Source organism: Pseudoalteromonas sp. T1lg65, from assembly GCF_051930985.1.
Lineage (GTDB): Bacteria > Pseudomonadota > Gammaproteobacteria > Enterobacterales > Alteromonadaceae > Pseudoalteromonas.
In genome coordinates, this window is sequence record NZ_CP196837.1 from 1,833,583 (window position 1) to 1,850,648 (window position 17,066).

A 17,066-nucleotide genomic window follows, 5' to 3' on the forward strand; every position below is an offset into this window, starting at 1 on the left:
CAATACCTAAAAAAGCGGGTGGTTTCACCCGCGTAATAAAACTAGATTTTACAAGCGCCGCCTTCACATCCATCATCTTCGGCTTGAGGTTTAAGCTCATCTTGCGCATCAGCTGCACCGTCGCGTGTATTGTGATAATAGAGCGTTTTAACGCCTAACTTATATGCCGTTAGTAAGTCTTTAAGTAACAACTTCATTGGCACTTTACCGCCTTCAAATTTAGTCGGATCGTAGTTTGTATTTGCAGAAATAGTCTGGTCGACAAACTTTTGCATAATACCAACTAGCGTCAGGTATCCGTCATTTGATGGAATGTCCCAAAGTAACTCATAGGCATCTTTTAGTCTTTCATATTCAGGCACAACTTGCTTAAGGATACCATCCTTACTTGCTTTAACACTGATATGACCACGCGGTGGTTCAATGCCATTAGTTGCATTTGAAATTTGTGATGACGTTTCAGAAGGCATTAAGGCAGATAGCGTTGAGTTACGCATACCATGTTGCTTGATACTTTCTCTTAACCCATCCCAATCAAGATGTAACGGTTCTTCGCAGACCTTATCCAAATCACGCTTGTAAGTATCAATTGGCATAATACCTTGAGAGTAAGTTGTCTCATTGAACTTAGGACATGCACCGCGTTCTTTCGCTAGCTGGTTAGAAGCTTTCATTAGGTAGTATTGGATAGCTTCAAACGTTTTATGAGTTAAGCCATTAGCACTGCCATCTGAATACTTAACTCCGTTTTTAGCAAGATAGTAAGCGAAATTAATCACACCAATACCCAAGGTTCTACGACCCATAGTTGCATTGAATGCAGCGGGTACAGGATAATCTTGATAATCTAATAGGTTATCAAGCGCACGTACGGCGAGTTCCGCAAGTTCTTCCAGTTCATCTAATGAGTTGATCGCACCCAAGTTGAAAGCCGATAGCGTACAAAGTGCGATTTCACCTTCCTCGTCGTTTACATTATTAAGTGGCTTAGTCGGTAGTGCAATTTCCAAGCATAGATTTGATTGACGAATTGGAGCCACTTTTGAGTCAAATGGACTGTGCGTATTACAGTGGTCAACGTTTTGTAGATAAATACGACCTGTGCTTGCACGTTCCTGAGCAAACATTGAGAACAACTCAATCGCCTTTATACGTTTTTTACGAATAGACTCATCTTGTTCGTACTTAGCATACAATTCCTCGAACTTTTCTTGATCTTCGAAAAACGCATCATAAAGACCCGGAACATCTGACGGACTGAATAGGGTGATATATTCGTCTTTGATTAGACGGCTATACATTGTTTTGTTGAATTGCACACCGTAATCCAAATGGCGAACACGGTTCTCTTCAACACCACGGTTGTTTTTAAGAACCAGTAGGTTCTCTACTTCAAGGTGCCATAAAGGGTAAAACAAGGTTGCTGCACCACCTCTAACACCACCTTGAGAGCAGCTTTTAACCGCTGTTTGGAAATGCTTATAAAAGGGAATACAACCTGTGTGATAGGCTTCGCCGTTACGAATTGGACTGCCTAAAGCACGGATCCTACCGGCATTAATACCAATACCAGCGCGCTGACTTACGTATTTAACAATAGCCGACGATGTCGCGTTGATTGAATCAAGGCTGTCAGCACATTCAATAAGAACACACGAACTAAATTGTCGAGTAGGGGTACGTACACCAGCCATAATCGGCGTTGGCAAAGAAATTTTAAACAGTGAAACAGCATCGTAAAAACGTTTGATGTAATCTAACCGTGTCTCTTTGGGGTAGTTTGCGAATAAACTTGCCGCTACCAACATATATAGGAACTGAGCGCTTTCATAAATCTCGCCGGTAACACGGTTTTGAACTAAATACTTGCCTTCAAGTTGTTTAACTGCGGCATAGCTAAAGTTCATGTCTCTACCATGGTCAAGATAGTCGTTAAGCTCGTTTAGTTCTTCTTTGCTGTAATCGCTAAGTAGGTGCTGATCGTACCGTTTGCCTTCAACAAGTTTTACAACATGGTCGTATAGATGTGGTGGTTCAAATTCTCCGTATGCTTTTTTACGAAGGTGGAATACGGCTAGGCGAGCTGCCAAATACTGATAGTCTGGCGTGTCTTTAGAAATCAGATCCGCGGCCGCTTTGATGATTGTTTCATGGATATCCTCTGTACGAATACCATCGTAAAACTGGATATGAGATTTCAGCTCTACTTGAGATACTGAAACATTCTCAAGTCCTTCCGCTGCCCATGTAATTACACGGTGGATTTTATCCAGATCTAACGGCTCTTTACGGCCGTTTCTTTTGCATACAGATAACTTTTGGTTCATATAATTGTGCCTGTATTCCTTAGGAATGCGCATCAAGATATCGCACGGTTAAAAAAATGATTAGCAAACCACCACTATATATGGGGCCCTTTTGGCTTGGGATCACAAGATAGTGGGGTTAGTACAAATTTGCAAGAGAGCAAATCAGTCAGAATTGTGGATAAGTTTGGGATAATTTAAATATGTGAGCATCTACTCACCTTTCAGTATCCACTTAAATACACTCGACGAAAAATCAACTTAAACCATGAGATTTTTCGCAAAATTAAAAAAAATATCTGACTGATTTTTTTCTACACAAATCTGTGTCTATTATAGCAAAAGCACAAGATATAGTAGTGCTATTAAAAAATAATACTATATATGCGAAATTAGTGACATTGGGTTAGTAAGATACAGATCCGCTTGCCATGAGATAGCTTGCTGTTTTGAAGGAATAAATCCCCACATGGCAGCTGCACTTGTCATCTTTGCTGATTTTGCAGCAATGATATCGCGCTCTGCATCGCCAACATAAATACAGGCTTCAGGAGCAACCTCAAGTTGTTGAGCACAAAGCAGCAAAGGTTCAGGGTGTGGTTTAGCAACACTTAACGTGTCGCCACATACTACCACCTCAATATCTCTCAGGGCGGAGATACGTTTTAATAACGGCAAAGTTAGAAACGCTGGCTTGTTGGTCATTATGGCGTATTTGATTTTTCTATCTCGTAAGGATGACAGCATTTCTTCTACGAGTTCGAATACGTGCGAATGTACTGATAAATTCTGCTCGTAATAATTGAGCACTTGTTGCCGCAAGCTATCTTTATCAAACTCAGCCAACCTTGAACCAAAGCCAACGTCCAGTAATGCTGCAACACCATTTGATATGGCACTACTGTATGCTGCTTTGGATACAACGGGTAAACCATGATTAGATAGTACGTAGTTTAACGCAGCACCTAAATCATCACTGGTGTCGAGCAATGTACCATCTAAATCAAATAAAACAGCTTCAATCATGTTAGTTTCTCAAAGTGCAAAATGTAGTTAACAGAAACGTCTTTAGATAAGTTGAAGGTTTTGCCAAACGGATCGTAATTGATGCCAGCAGAGGCCCTAACTTTGAGATCGTATTTTTCAGCCCAATTGATAAGAGTAGAAGGTCGAATAAATTTGCTATGATCGTGAGTGCCGTCCGGCACCATTTTTAGCACTTTTTCCGCCGCTACGATTGCTAGCATGTAGCTTTTTACTGTTTTATTTAAAGTCGAAAAGAATACATGCCCGCCTGGTTTAACCAGTTTGGCGACCGATTGTATAATCGACTCAGGTTCAGGAACGTGTTCAAGCATTTCCATACAAGTAACAACATCAAAGGCTTGAGGGTGTTGCATCGCAAATTCTTCTGCAGGTATTTTTAGGTAGTTCACTGTCACACCACTTTCTAATGCATGTAGTTTTGCAACATTCAATGGCTCTTGTCCCATATCAATACCAGTGGCGTCGGCGCCAAGTTTAGCCATGCTCTCTGTTAAAATGCCACCACCACAGCCAACATCTAAGACTTTTTTAGAGAATAATCCTTGCGATTTATCATTGATAAAGTCTAGGCGTAACGGATTAATGTCATGTAACGGTTTAAATTCACCTTCTCTGTCCCACCAACGCTCTGCTATTTCCTCAAACTTAGCAATTTCGCTTGGGTCTACATTTTGATGTTCGGTCATAAAAAACTTCCTCGTTGAATTGAGCGCATTATAAAGGCCATTGCTAAAAAATAGCACCTGTAAAACAGTAAAAAGTGTGATAGCATGCTCGGTGAAATTAATAATAAACAAGCCCCAGCTTAAAGCTTGAGCACACAGCTTTTTTAATTGCTAGTGTGACATAAAAGGGGAAGACACTGAAGGAAAGTGAAGTCATATGTCTGATCTCGCCAATGAAATCCTACCGGTTAATATCGAAGATGAATTAAAAAATTCATACCTTGATTATGCAATGAGTGTAATCGTAGGTCGTGCATTACCAGATGTACGCGATGGTCTTAAACCTGTTCACAGACGCGTACTTTTCGCGATGAATGAGTTAAGAAACGACTGGAATAAACCTTACAAGAAATCAGCGCGTGTTGTTGGTGACGTAATCGGTAAATATCACCCACATGGTGATAGTGCTGTATACGATACTATTGTACGTATGGCGCAACCTTTCTCACTGCGGTACATGCTAGTTGATGGCCAAGGTAACTTTGGTTCTGTTGATGGTGATTCAGCAGCTGCAATGCGTTACACCGAAGTACGGATGGCGAAAATAGCCCATGAGCTACTAGCTGATTTAGAAAAAGAAACCGTTGACTATGTGCCTAACTACGATGGCACCGAACAAATTCCAGACGTATTACCTACTAAAGTACCAAGTTTGTTGGTAAATGGTTCATCGGGTATTGCTGTTGGTATGGCGACAAATATTCCGCCGCATAACTTAACTGAAGTAATTAACGGCTGTTTGGCAGTAATTCAAAACCCTGACATTACCATCGAAGAACTGATCGACTACATACCAGGCCCTGATTTCCCCACGGCTGCTATTATCAGTGGTAAAAAGGGAATTGAACAGGCTTACAAAACCGGTCGTGGTAAAATCTATATCCGTGCCAAAGCTGATGTTGAAGTGGACGAAAAAACTGGTAGAGAGACCATTATCGTTCATGAAATTCCGTACCAAGTTAACAAAGCTCGCTTAATTGAAAAAATAGCAGAGCTGGTTAAAGAGAAAAAAGTTGAAGGTATTAGCGCATTACGTGACGAGTCAGATAAAGACGGGATGCGGATTGTTATTGAAATTAAGCGTGGTGAAGTAGGTGAGGTTGTATTGAACAACCTATATGCTCAAACACAGCTGCAAACCGTGTTTGGTATGAACATGGTGGCATTAGATAACAATCAGCCTAAGTGCTTCAACTTAAAAGAAATGCTTGATGCGTTCATTATTCACCGTCGTGAAGTAGTGACACGTAGAACCGTATTTGATCTTCGCAAAGCTCGTGACCGAGCACATACACTCGAAGGCCTTGCGATCGCGCTGGCAAATATTGACCCGATTATTGAACTTATTCGTAAATCTCCAACCCCAGCTGAAGCAAAAGTTGCGCTAACATCTCGCTCATGGGATTTGGGTAACGTCAAAACAATGCTTGAGCGTACCGGTGAAGAAAACGTTGCTCGCCCTGATTGGTTGGCTGAAGGGCTAGGTATTCGTGACGGTCAGTATTATCTTTCTGAGCAGCAAGCACAGGCTATTCTAGACTTGAGATTGCACAAGTTAACTGGTCTAGAACACGAAAAGATCCTTGGCGAATATAAAGAGTTACTCGAGTTAATCGCAGAGCTGCTATACATTCTTGAACATCCAGAACGTTTAATGGAAGTTATCCGTGATGAACTGGTTGAGATTAAAGAAACGTATGGCGATGAGCGTCGTACTGAAATCACTGCGGCAGCACATGATATCAGCTTAGAAGATTTGATTAACGAAGAAGATGTCGTTGTGACGCTTTCTCATGAAGGTTACGTTAAGTACCAGCCTCTGTCTGATTATGAAGCTCAGCGTCGTGGTGGTAAGGGACGTTCAGCTACAAAAATGAAGGACGAAGATTTCATTGAGCGGCTACTCGTTGCCAACACACATGATACTATCCTTTGTTTCTCGACCTCTGGGCGTTTGTATTGGCTGAAAGTGTACCAGCTACCACTAGCATCACGAGCAGCTCGTGGCAAACCAATCGTAAATCTGCTACCGCTTGAAGCAGATGAACGCATTACGACAATTTTGCCAGTACGTGAATATGAAGAAGACAAGTTTATCGTTATGGCAACAGCTAGTGGTATCGTGAAGAAAACTCCACTAACAGCATACAGTCGTCAACGAGCAAGCGGTATCATCGCGATTAACTTGAATGATGGTGATAGCTTAATCGGTGCTAACATCACCAACGGTGAGAACGATATCATGTTGTTCACTGAACACGGAAAAGTGGTTCGTTTTAATGAAAAACAACGCGACTCTGAAACTGGTGAAGTTAAACGTGATCCAGAAACTGGTGAAGAACTTCTAGCATTGCGCCCAATGGGCCGTACAGCGACAGGTGTACGTGGTATTAAGATGCCAGACGATGTGAAAGTGGTATCGTTGATTGTTCCTCAAGGTGACGGAGCTATCCTAACAGTTACGGAAAACGGCTATGGTAAGCGAACGCCGTTGGATGAATATCCAGCTAAGAGCCGTGCGACTCAAGGTGTTGTATCAATTAAAGTTACCGAGAGAAATGGTTCAGTAGTTGGCGCCGTTCAGGTAGATGAAAACGACGAGATAATGTTAATTTCTAATCGTGGTACTTTAGTTAGGACACGAGTTAAAGAAGTATCAACTGTGGGTCGTAACACTCAAGGTGTTATCTTAATCAGAACACTTGAAGGTGAGGAAGTTGTTGGCCTACAACGGATTGAAGAAATTGAAGTCGATCCGCTACTTGAAGGTGAAATACAAGAAGAACAAGGTGAAGATTCACCAAATGCTGAAGCCTCAGATACTGAAGAATAGTATTAGGCAAACTATAAAAAAGCGACCATGTGTCGCTTTTTTCATATATATATTTCACCAAGAAGTTAATAGCTATTAAAAATCCTTTTTTAAATTAGCTTTTTTCAACTTCAGCTACTACCACCGGTTGCTTAACACTGGTAAATTAAAGCGCATAAAAGTCATCAATAAGTGGAATGAGGAAAATATGACGGTATATAACTTTTGCGCTGGTCCAGCCATGCTCCCTGTAGAAGTAATGAAAAAAGCACAGCAAGAGTTTTTAGATTGGCAAGGTTTAGGGGTTTCGGTTATGGAAATTAGCCACCGCTCCAAGCCTTATTTAGAAATGGCTGCACAGTGTGAAGCAAGTTTGCGTCGGCTTATGAATATTTCTGATGACTTCGAAGTACTCTTTATGCATGGGGGCGGCCGAGGTCATTTCTCGGCAGTTCCGTTAAATTTACATCAAGATGATGCTCCCGGTGTTTATATTGAAAATGGTATTTGGTCTGTCGGAGCAACCAAAGAAGCGGAGAAATTCACACAAACCCACGCAGTAAATATTCGTGCAGACCAAGACGGTCAATTTGATATTTTGCCTGTAGAGCAATGGCAAATACCAGAGAATGCCTCTTACATTCACTATTGCCCTAATGAAACCATTGATGGAATTGAAATTTTTGATGTGCCTAAACATCCTTCAGCTCCTATCGTCGCTGACATGTCGTCAAATATTCTATCTAGAGAGATAAATGTTGATGACTTTGATCTTATATATGCTGGGGCGCAAAAAAATATAGGTCCATCCGGATTAAGCATCGCAATTGTGCGAAAATCCTTACTTGAAAGAAAAGGGCTTCCTCGTCCTGCGATACTCGATTATGCAATAGCTGCGCAACAGCAAAGCATGTACAACACTCCGCCAACATTTGCTTGGTATTTAGCATTTGAAGTATTCAAGTATCTAGAGAGTATTGGTGGTGTTAAGGCAATGGAAGCACACAACAAGAATAAAGCAGATATTCTTTACAACTACATTGATGGCTCTAATTTCTATTCAAATAAAGTTGCTAAACACTGCCGTTCACTGATGAATGTACCATTCTGGCTAAAGGACGATTCACTTAATGAAAAGTTTTTAACAGAAGCAGAGCAAAATGGTCTAGTTGCATTAGAAGGGCACCGCTTTGTCGGTGGTATGAGAGCAAGTATTTATAATGCAATGCCAATAGAAGGCATCAACGCATTGGTTTCATTTATGGATAAGTTTGCTCAGGAGAATAGTTGATGGAGCAATTAAAACTATACCCTATTAAACGGATCAATGGTTCAGTCACGTTGCCTGGATCAAAAAGCTTATCCAATAGAATACTACTACTAGCGGCACTGTGCGACGGTACCACTAAAGTGACGAATTTGCTTGATAGTGATGATATTAGACATATGCTCGGTGCACTTTCTCACTTAGGTATAGATGTTGACCTTGAGCTTAATAACACAGTGGCGTTTGTCCATGGTAATGGCGCTCGATTTAAGCAACCCAAAGAAGCTTTGTTCCTCGGTAATGCCGGCACAGCTTACCGTCCCCTTACCGCTGTACTTGCAGCGATCTCCGGGGAATATGAACTTATTGGTGAGCCTCGGATGGAAGAACGACCAATCGGTCACTTGGTGGATTCAATGACTGCTTTAGGTGCAGATATTCAGTACCTTAAGAGTGCAGATTATCCACCACTCAAGATTACCGGTAAACCATTGGAAGGCGGCGATGTTGAGATTGACGGAAGTATTTCTAGCCAGTTTTTAACTGCGCTATTAATGGCTGCACCTTTATTTCAAGGCGATACCAAAATAACGATAAAAGGTAATTTAGTTTCAAAGCCTTACATTGATATCACGATTGGAGTGATGAAGCACTTTGGCGTCTCTGTAGAGAATAATAATTACCAAAGCTTTGTCGTGAAAGGTGGCCAGTCTTATCAATCACCAGGTGAAATAATGGTCGAAGGAGATGCTTCGTCTGCTTCGTATTTCATAGCTGCTGCAGCAATAGCTGGTGGCGAAGTTGAGATTAAGGGAGTAGGGAAACAAAGTGTACAAGGGGATATCGGCTTCGCACATGTTATGGAGCAGGTTGGTGCTAAAATTGATTGGTATGATGACCGTATTGTAGTGACAAAAGGTCATTTGAAAGGCGTAGATATTGACGCAAACGCCATACCTGATGCTGCGATGACATTAGCAACTGTTGCCTTGTTTGCAGATGGTAAAACCGCTATACGTAACATTTACAACTGGCGAGTAAAGGAAACCGATCGGCTTGCGGCGATGGCGACTGAGCTTAAGAAATTAGGAGCTGAAGTTGTGGAAGGTCATGATTTTATCGAAATCACACCACCTAAACAGATAAATTTCGCGGAAATAGACACTTACAATGACCACCGAATAGCGATGTGTTTCTCGATGGTGGCTGTGGGTGGTTATGAAGTGGTAATTAATGACCCGAAATGTACCGCAAAGACTTTTCCTACCTATTTCTCTGTACTTGAAAGCATAAGTCAAAGATAACTCGGTCTCGATGGTGCTCTCATTCCTAATTAAAGTTGCAACCCGATTAAGGTATGAGAGCACGAAACAAGTGCTATTTATTAATCTGTTAGTCTCTTCCAATCTACATATTTGCTTACTTAATAATTTGACTTATAACAAAAAACCTTAGGTAAATAAGGATATGTTCAGCAAATTGGAGTATAATATGCGCCGTTTGACTCTGGTGAGCATTTTTAGGAGGTCTAAATGCAGGCTATGATGCCAGTTATCACCGTTGATGGCCCAAGTGGTTCAGGCAAGGGAACTGTTTGTCGCTTGTTAGCTGAAACTTTAAATTGGGATGTGTTGGATAGTGGTGCAATTTATAGAGTTTTATCACTAGCAGCGCTTCATCATCAGATTGCTGTTGATAACGAAGATGGCCTAGTGCCATTAGCAGCCAATCTTGATGTGCAATTTATTATTGATAAAGATACGAAAAAGAGCAAAATCATTCTTGAAGGTGAAGATGTTACAAACACCATAAGAAATGAAGAAGTCGGCGCCGCTGCTTCTAAAATTGCAGCGCTTCCGCGTGTACGAGAAGCACTTTTAAGACGCCAGCGTGCATTCAGAAGTGAAGCAGGTCTAATTGCAGATGGCAGAGATATGGGAACAGTCGTGTTTCCAAATGCAGAGCTGAAAATTTATTTGACTGCAAGCGCCGAAGAGCGAGCTCGACGTCGCTTTGTTGAGTTGAATGAAAAAGGTCATGATGTTACACTAAGTGGTCTGTTGGAAGACATTAAAGCTCGCGATGATCGCGATATGAATCGCAAGGTTGCTCCTTTGGTGCCGGCACAAGATGCAGTAGTCATTGATACAACCGATGACAATGCTGAGCAGGTATTCGATAGAGTTATGTCTCTAATACAAGACGCCATTGTGGCTGGTAAGCTGCCTAAAAGCTGTTTACCGAAATAAACATTAATCTCATTGGCAGGATGCTGATGCTTTTTTAACAACCCCATGCAGCATGGTTGCTAATTGGTATATTAACTTTATAGAGACGTATTTAGTATGTCAGAAAATTTTGCGCAGTTATTTGAAGAAAGCCTAAAGGGTTTTGAAGCAGAGCAAGGCTCTATCGTAAAAGGCACTGTAATTTCAATCGAGAACAACATCGTTCTTGTTGATGCTGGTTTGAAATCAGAAAGTGCTATCCCTGCAGAGCAATTCAAAAATGCTGCTGGTGAACTAGAAGTTGCAGTAGGCGACGAAGTAGACGTAGCGCTTGACGCAATTGAAGATGGTTTCGGTGAGACTATCCTTTCTCGTGAAAAAGCTAAGCGCCACGAAGCATGGATCCGTCTTGAAAAAGCTTGTGAAGAAAGCGAAACCGTTGTTGGTATCATCAATGGTAAAGTTAAAGGCGGTTTCACAGTTGAAGTTGATTCAATCCGTGCATTCCTACCTGGTTCACTTGTCGATGTTCGTCCAGTTCGCGACACTGCTCACCTTGAAGGTAAAGAGCTTGAGTTCAAAGTTATCAAGCTTGACCAGAAGCGCAACAACGTCGTTGTTTCTCGTCGTGCAGTTATCGAATCTGAAAACTCACAAGAGCGTGAAGAGCTTCTAGCTAACCTTATCGAAGGTCAAGAAGTTAAAGGTATCGTTAAGAACCTTACTGACTACGGTGCATTCGTAGACCTAGGCGGTGTTGACGGTCTTCTACACATCACAGATATGGCTTGGAAGCGTGTTAAGCACCCTTCAGAGATCGTGAATGTAGGCGACGAAATCAACGTTAAAGTACTTAAGTTCGACAAAGAGAAGACTCGTGTTTCTCTAGGTCTTAAGCAACTTGGTGAAGATCCTTGGGCTGCAATTGCTGGTCGTTACCCAGAAGGTGCTAAGCTAACTGGTCGTGTAACTAACCTAACTGACTACGGTTGTTTCGTTGAAATCGAAGAAGGTGTTGAAGGTCTAGTTCACGTTTCAGAAATGGATTGGACTAACAAGAATATCCATCCTTCAAAAGTTGTTTCACTTGGTGATACAGTTGAAGTTATGGTTCTTGAAATCGACGAAGAGCGTCGTCGTATTTCACTAGGTCTTAAGCAGTGTAAAGCTAACCCATGGCAAGAGTTTGCTCGTCTTAACAACAAAGGCGATCAAGTTACTGGTAAGATCAAGTCTATCACTGACTTCGGTATCTTCATCGGTCTTGACGGTGGTATCGACGGTCTTGTACACCTATCTGATATCTCTTGGAACACTCCAGGTGAAGAAGCGGTACGTGAGTACAAGAAAGGTGATGAGATCACAGCTATCGTACTTCAAGTGGATCCAGAGCGTGAGCGCATCTCTCTAGGTGTTAAGCAAATCGACGCTGATCCATTCACTAACTACCTAGACGCCAACAAAAAAGGTGCTATTGTTAAAGGTAAAGTGACTGAAGTTGATGCGAAAGGCGCGACTATCGATCTTGGCGAAGGCGTTGAAGGTTACATCCGTGTAGCTGACATTGCTCAAGAACGTGTTGAAGACGCGACTGCCGCAGTTTCTGAAGGCGACGAAATCGAAGCTAAATTTGTAGGTGTGGATCGTAAGAACCGTACAGTAAGCCTATCTGTTAAAGCTATGTTCGAAGCTGAAGAAAAAGAAGCTCTAGAGAAGCTTAAGAAAGACGAGCCAGAGTTCGAAAATGCAATGGCTGCAGCTTTCAAAAATGCTCAAAAAGACTAATCAATAAGTCTTAAATTGGAAGGGCGATAGCCCTTCCTTTTATAACTAAGGAAACACTATGACCAAGTCAGAATTGATAGAACAACTCGCTCTGCAACATGCGCACGTCCCGGTAAAAGATGTTGAAAATGCAGTAAAAGAGATTTTAGAGCAAATGGCAGGCTCGTTATCAGATTCGGAAAGAATTGAAATCCGTGGCTTTGGCAGTTTCTCACTTCACTATCGCTCTCCAAGAACCGGTCGTAATCCAAAGACAGGTGACACCGTTGAGCTAGATGGTAAGTACGTGCCACATTTCAAACCGGGCAAAGAATTACGTGATAGAGTAAACGAAAGTATCAACAAATAAGTTAACGAGGCTCAACTTGGTTGCAGTATTTAAAAAGGGATTAGTTGTTGTTGCCATCATTATTGCTTTTGTGATTGGGACGCAGAATCCTCAAGTTGTAAATGTTAACTTTATTATAGCTAGTACAGAGCTTCCTCTAGCGACTGTACTTAGTTTATGCTTAGCATTAGGGGTTGTCATTGGGCTGCTTAGTGCTGCGGCAATATTTTCCAAGTTGAAATGGCAAAACTACCGCCTAAAAAAATCTAACACTAAGCTCACTCGCCAGCCAGAACAATAATAATGCTGGAGCTACTGTTTTTACTTTTACCCGTTGCTGCTGCTTATGGCTATGTGATGGGTAAAAATAGTGCTAAAAATCAAGCGATTGAGCAAAGTCGTCAAATTACCTCTGAATATAGCAAAGGTCTAAAGTTTCTTCTCGACCGAGAAGAAGATCAAGGTCTGGAACACCTAATCAAATTGCTGGAAGTGTCTGCAGACTCTGTTGAACATTATTTGACACTCGCAACGTTATTTCGTAAACGAGGCGAGCTTGATCGTGCAATTAAAATCCATGAATTATTGCTTAAGCAACCGAACCTAGAAAAGTCGCTCATTCATTCTTGTAGGTTAGAACTCGCTCAAGACTACATACTTGCAGGATTATTAGATAGTGCAGAAGAACATTTGGTTATTTTAATCAAGGACGGCTTCCAAGATGCGCTCGATCCAATGCTTAATTTGTATTCTCAAACCAGAGATTGGCGTAAAGGCATACATATGTATGAGGCGCACCCCGAATTATTTCGAAAAGCTAATCATTGTGCCGCAATTGCAAACTTTTTCTGTGAAGCGGCTATTCAAGAAAAAGATAGCTTATTGTTTGATAAAGCTACACAGCTTACTCATGAAACTATTCGCCCACTGTATGAACTTGGGAATGATGCGTATAGACATCAAGACTACGTAAAAAGTATCTATTATTGGCGTAAACTTGCTTGTAATTTTGTCGTCATGGCGCCACTCGTGTTAGAAGAGCTTGAGGACTGTTATGTTAAGTTGAATATTCATGAGCAATATACAGCCTTAATAAAAGAGCTTTTGGAAGATGGGGGAGTTATAGTCAAAATAAAGTACTGCCAAAGTTTAGTTCAATCTGGTGATATCAAAGCAGCTATAGAATTTCTAACTGATAGTTTAAAACGTGAGCCATCAATTAGGGGTTTTAGTTATTTATTACAGTTGATAAGTGACAAGGATGCTAAAATCCAAGTGGTGCTACAAGACATAGAAAAATTAGTTAAGTCATATGTAGCAACTAAACCAAATTATCAATGCACGCATTGTGGATTCTCTAGTCATACCATTTATTGGTTATGCCCATCCTGCAAGCATTGGGAATCCCTTGCTCCTAGCCGCGGATTAGACGGCTTTTAAGTATTAACACTTTGCCAAATAGGGTAATTATGTCGACCAAAGATTTAAAAAAAGTTTTGATAGCACTAGATTATGATAACGAAGAGGCGGCGCTCTCCTTCGTATCTCAATTATCTCCAGACGAGTGCAGGTTAAAAGTGGGAAAAGAGATGTTTACCTACTTTGGACCGCAATTTGTTAAAAAGCTTGTTGAGCAGGGGTTCGACGTATTTTTAGATCTTAAATTTCATGACATTCCCAACACGGTGGCAAAAGCCGTGACGGCTGCAGCTGAACTTGGAGTATGGATGGTCAACGTACACGCCAGCGGTGGTCATGAAATGATGAAGAAAGCAAAGGAAGCATTACAGCCTTATGGCGAACGTGCGCCATTGCTAATTGCGGTAACTGTTCTTACCAGTATGGATCAAGGTCAACTTCTTAAATTAGGCATCGAAAAAACCCCACAGGAGCAAGTGTTGTATCTTGCAAGATTAGCTCAGGAAGCGGGTTTAGATGGTGTAGTGTGCTCTGCGCAAGAAGCTGAATTGTTGAAATCTGAGTTGGGAGATGCCTTTAAGCTAGTTACGCCAGGCATTCGTCCCGCGGGAGCCGATGCAGGAGATCAAAAAAGAATTATGACACCAGAGAAAGCTGTTAAAGCAGGTAGCGACTACTTGGTTATTGGTCGACCAATAACACAAGCTGAAAATCCAGCGTTAGCACTAAAGTCGATTAATGACAGCTTAGCTGCACTTTAATTTTGGCAGGCAAGTATTTATTACAGATACTTGCCGATTTTCTGAACGTCTCATATTTTTAATTTAGCTGTTAGTAGCACATCAGTACTCCTTTACATAGAACCGTCATAATAATCCTCAAATACTGCCATAAATCTTTCGTTAGATTGTCTTTTGAAAATAATAGAATAAAAGCTGTTGGGTTTAGTTTAAATTCGTCATTTTATAATTTTCATTTAATTAACAATTTAATGCTAATCGCTGACACCTATATAGTTATAGCTATTTTAAATTGTAGCTAAAAAGGAATTAATAATAAGCATACACACGGGTATGCATAAACTCTACTTCGGAAAAGACGTATGAATAAAAAGCTTTTATCTTTATTGGTGATGTGTGGGATCACTGGTTATATTTCTGGCTGTTCAGATTCTGACAATAAATTTATCAATAATCCGCCGAAAGAGGCTTCAAAAGTCAAAGTTACTTTACTTGAAACTACCGATATTCACGCAAATGTTCTAAATTACAATTACTTTTCAGATAAACAGGATGATAAAGTCGGTTTAGTCAAAACCGCTTCTCTGATTAATAAAATTAGGAGCGAAGAAAAAAATACACTGCTAGTAGATAATGGCGATCTTATACAAGGTAGTCCGTTAGGTGACTACATGGCAAAAATTAAAGGAGTGAAAGAAGGCGAAGTTCACCCAGTGTATAAAGCCATGAATACGCTAAATTACGATGTTGCTAATATCGGTAATCATGAATTTAATTTCGGTTTAGAGTTTTTAACTGAATCAATTGATGATGCAAACTTTGAGTATATAAGCGCCAACGTATTTGTTGATGACGGTGATGATGACGAAAATAACGATAAGCCACTATTTAAGCCCTACATAATTATTGATAAACAAGTTTTCGACCAACATGATGACAGTCATATTATTAAAGTTGGATTTATTGGTTTTGTGCCACCGCAAATTATGCAGTGGGATAAGTCGAACCTTGAAGGCAAAGTAATTGCTAAAGACATCGTTGCAATGGCAAAAAAATACGTGCCTGAAATGAAAAAGGCAGGTGCTGACTTAGTTGTTGCAATCCCACATTCTGGTTTAGATACATCACAGTACAAGCTCAAAGCAGAAAATGCTTCTTATCACTTGTCTAAAGTAGATGGGATTGATGCCATTCTATTTGGCCACGCGCATGCAAATTTCCCAGGAACTCGATATGCCGGGTTAGAAGATTTAGGTATCGATAACGAGAAGGGAACTATCAATGGGGTTGCTGCTGTTATGCCAGGGTTTTGGGGTAATCACCTAGGTGTAGTCGATCTAAATCTTGAGTTTACAAATGGTAAGTGGAATTTGTTGGATTCACAGTCTTACCTAAAGCCAATCTATAAAACAGATGAGAACAAGCAAACCGTCGCTTTGGTTGATAATGATCCTTTAGTCGAACAGGCAGTTGCACAAGAGCACAAAGAAACTAAACAATGGGTAAACGAACCATTTGCGAAGATTTCTAACCCTGTTAATAGCTATTTTGCGTTAGTCATCGATGATCCTTCCATTCAAATCGTGACAGATGCTCAAGCATGGTACACCGCTAAAATTGTTAAAGGGACTGAGTTAGAAGGCTTACCAATTTTATCAGCTGGCGCTCCTTTTAGAGCAGGGCGTGGTGGTGCAGATGACTTCACTTCAATTCCCGCGGGGGATATTGCCTACCGTAACGTTGCAGATATGTACATCTATCCAAATATCTTAAAAGTACTGAAACTTACAGGTGCTGAAGTTCGAGAATGGTTGGAGATGTCTGCTGGGCAGTTTAATCAAATCACGCCGAACGCTTCGGGTGTACAACAGTTAATTAATAGTGATTTCCCTTCATATAACTTTGATGTGATTGACGGTGTTAGTTACACCGTTGATGTTATGCAACCCGCTCGGTATGCAAAAAATGGGGAGAAAGCTTCGGATGGCAGACGCATCAAAGAACTGACTTACAATGGTCAGCCTGTTGCCGATGACCAAGTATTTTTGGTCGCGACCAATAACTACCGAGCGTCAGGAGGAGGTAATTTCCCAGGTATTTCAGCATCTAAAATTGTTGTAGACTCACCAAACGAGAACCGTCAGGTCGTAGCAGATTACATTTTAGAAATGAGTCAGTTAAGCCAGGATGGTGCGTTAGATCCCTCTGCCGATATGAACTGGTCATTCGCAACTGTAGAAGGCGTAACTGTTGAGTTTAAGAGTGCAAATAATGATGAAGCGGCAGCTTACAGTGAGCAGTTTCCGTTTATTTCAACGACTCAGAAGACGGATGAAGCCGGCTTTAGGTTGTATCGCTTAGATATGATGCATCAATAAATTAAAAAGCGCTTCGTTAAGTTATAAGCGA

Annotated in this window: 13 protein-coding genes; 10 read left to right on the forward strand and 3 right to left on the reverse strand. The window is 41.0% G+C overall.

Annotated elements, in window-relative coordinates; all coding sequences use genetic code 11:
- Window positions 1-41: 41 nt before the first annotated feature.
- From nrdA to ubiG, 3 genes are all read right to left on the reverse strand, one after another.
- Complete coding sequence (gene nrdA, locus ACSLBF_RS07850) at window positions 42-2,327, reverse strand: class 1a ribonucleoside-diphosphate reductase subunit alpha (RefSeq protein ID WP_440056049.1); 2,286 nt, start codon at window positions 2,325-2,327, stop codon at window positions 42-44.
- A 357-nt stretch (window positions 2,328-2,684) separates the two neighbouring features.
- Window positions 2,685-3,332 carry an HAD family hydrolase gene (locus ACSLBF_RS07855; RefSeq protein WP_440056050.1) on the reverse strand — a complete coding sequence of 216 codons (648 nt, stop codon included), beginning with the start codon at window positions 3,330-3,332 and terminating at the stop codon, window positions 2,685-2,687.
- Window positions 3,329-4,039 carry a bifunctional 2-polyprenyl-6-hydroxyphenol methylase/3-demethylubiquinol 3-O-methyltransferase UbiG gene (ubiG, locus tag ACSLBF_RS07860; protein ID WP_440056051.1) on the reverse strand — a complete coding sequence of 237 codons (711 nt, stop codon included), beginning with the start codon at window positions 4,037-4,039 and terminating at the stop codon, window positions 3,329-3,331. Before ubiG ends, ACSLBF_RS07855 begins: the two co-directional genes overlap by 4 nt.
- A gap of 196 nt (window positions 4,040-4,235) precedes the next feature.
- On the opposite strand from ubiG, the gene gyrA reads away from it, so the two are divergent.
- The 10 genes from gyrA to ACSLBF_RS07910 all read left to right on the forward strand — a co-directional run bounded on the left by gyrA (window position 4,236) and on the right by ACSLBF_RS07910 (window position 17,035).
- The gene (gene gyrA / locus ACSLBF_RS07865; protein ID WP_440056052.1) at window positions 4,236-6,911 is read left to right on the forward strand and encodes a DNA gyrase subunit A; all 2,676 of its coding nucleotides are present in this window, start codon (window positions 4,236-4,238) and stop codon (window positions 6,909-6,911) included.
- A 187-nt stretch (window positions 6,912-7,098) separates the two neighbouring features.
- Entirely contained in the window at window positions 7,099-8,181 is a 1,083-nt protein-coding gene (gene serC, locus ACSLBF_RS07870) for a 3-phosphoserine/phosphohydroxythreonine transaminase (RefSeq protein ID WP_440056053.1), read from the forward strand.
- Window positions 8,181-9,461 (forward strand): 3-phosphoshikimate 1-carboxyvinyltransferase, encoded by a 1,281-nt coding sequence (gene aroA, locus ACSLBF_RS07875; RefSeq protein ID WP_440056054.1) that lies wholly within the window; start codon window positions 8,181-8,183, stop codon window positions 9,459-9,461. The genes serC and aroA overlap by 1 nt, the downstream gene beginning before the upstream one ends.
- A gap of 228 nt (window positions 9,462-9,689) precedes the next feature.
- Window positions 9,690-10,406, forward strand: coding sequence for a (d)CMP kinase (gene cmk, locus ACSLBF_RS07880; protein ID WP_440056055.1), 717 nt, complete (start codon window positions 9,690-9,692; stop codon window positions 10,404-10,406).
- A gap of 96 nt (window positions 10,407-10,502) precedes the next feature.
- Complete coding sequence (rpsA, locus tag ACSLBF_RS07885) at window positions 10,503-12,170, forward strand: 30S ribosomal protein S1 (RefSeq protein ID WP_440056056.1); 1,668 nt, start codon at window positions 10,503-10,505, stop codon at window positions 12,168-12,170.
- Between the two features lie 58 nt (window positions 12,171-12,228).
- Window positions 12,229-12,519 (forward strand): integration host factor subunit beta, encoded by a 291-nt coding sequence (ihfB, locus tag ACSLBF_RS07890; RefSeq protein WP_440056057.1) that lies wholly within the window; start codon window positions 12,229-12,231, stop codon window positions 12,517-12,519.
- A 16-nt stretch (window positions 12,520-12,535) separates the two neighbouring features.
- Window positions 12,536-12,799 (forward strand): lipopolysaccharide assembly protein LapA domain-containing protein, encoded by a 264-nt coding sequence (locus tag ACSLBF_RS07895; RefSeq protein WP_440056058.1) that lies wholly within the window; start codon window positions 12,536-12,538, stop codon window positions 12,797-12,799.
- Between the two features lie 2 nt (window positions 12,800-12,801).
- Complete coding sequence (locus ACSLBF_RS07900) at window positions 12,802-13,938, forward strand: lipopolysaccharide assembly protein LapB (RefSeq protein WP_440056059.1); 1,137 nt, start codon at window positions 12,802-12,804, stop codon at window positions 13,936-13,938.
- A 29-nt stretch (window positions 13,939-13,967) separates the two neighbouring features.
- Window positions 13,968-14,678, forward strand: a complete 711-nt coding sequence (gene pyrF / locus ACSLBF_RS07905) for an orotidine-5'-phosphate decarboxylase (RefSeq protein ID WP_440056060.1) — start codon at window positions 13,968-13,970, stop codon at window positions 14,676-14,678.
- A 341-nt stretch (window positions 14,679-15,019) separates the two neighbouring features.
- Complete coding sequence (locus ACSLBF_RS07910) at window positions 15,020-17,035, forward strand: bifunctional 2',3'-cyclic-nucleotide 2'-phosphodiesterase/3'-nucleotidase (protein WP_440056061.1); 2,016 nt, start codon at window positions 15,020-15,022, stop codon at window positions 17,033-17,035.
- Window positions 17,036-17,066: the final 31 nt, after the last annotated feature.

Coding starts and splice junctions, on each gene's coding strand:
- nrdA (WP_440056049.1), bottom strand. CDS start 2,327: ATGAACCAAAAGTTATCTGTATGCAAAAGAAACGGCCGTAAAGAGCCG.
- ACSLBF_RS07855 (WP_440056050.1), bottom strand. CDS start 3,332: ATGATTGAAGCTGTTTTATTTGATTTAGATGGTACATTGCTCGACACC.
- ubiG (WP_440056051.1), bottom strand. CDS start 4,039: ATGACCGAACATCAAAATGTAGACCCAAGCGAAATTGCTAAGTTTGAG.
- gyrA (WP_440056052.1), top strand. CDS start 4,236: ATGTCTGATCTCGCCAATGAAATCCTACCGGTTAATATCGAAGATGAA.
- serC (WP_440056053.1), top strand. CDS start 7,099: ATGACGGTATATAACTTTTGCGCTGGTCCAGCCATGCTCCCTGTAGAA.
- aroA (WP_440056054.1), top strand. CDS start 8,181: ATGGAGCAATTAAAACTATACCCTATTAAACGGATCAATGGTTCAGTC.
- cmk (WP_440056055.1), top strand. CDS start 9,690: ATGCAGGCTATGATGCCAGTTATCACCGTTGATGGCCCAAGTGGTTCA.
- rpsA (WP_440056056.1), top strand. CDS start 10,503: ATGTCAGAAAATTTTGCGCAGTTATTTGAAGAAAGCCTAAAGGGTTTT.
- ihfB (WP_440056057.1), top strand. CDS start 12,229: ATGACCAAGTCAGAATTGATAGAACAACTCGCTCTGCAACATGCGCAC.
- ACSLBF_RS07900 (WP_440056059.1), top strand. CDS start 12,802: ATGCTGGAGCTACTGTTTTTACTTTTACCCGTTGCTGCTGCTTATGGC.
- pyrF (WP_440056060.1), top strand. CDS start 13,968: ATGTCGACCAAAGATTTAAAAAAAGTTTTGATAGCACTAGATTATGAT.
- ACSLBF_RS07910 (WP_440056061.1), top strand. CDS start 15,020: ATGAATAAAAAGCTTTTATCTTTATTGGTGATGTGTGGGATCACTGGT.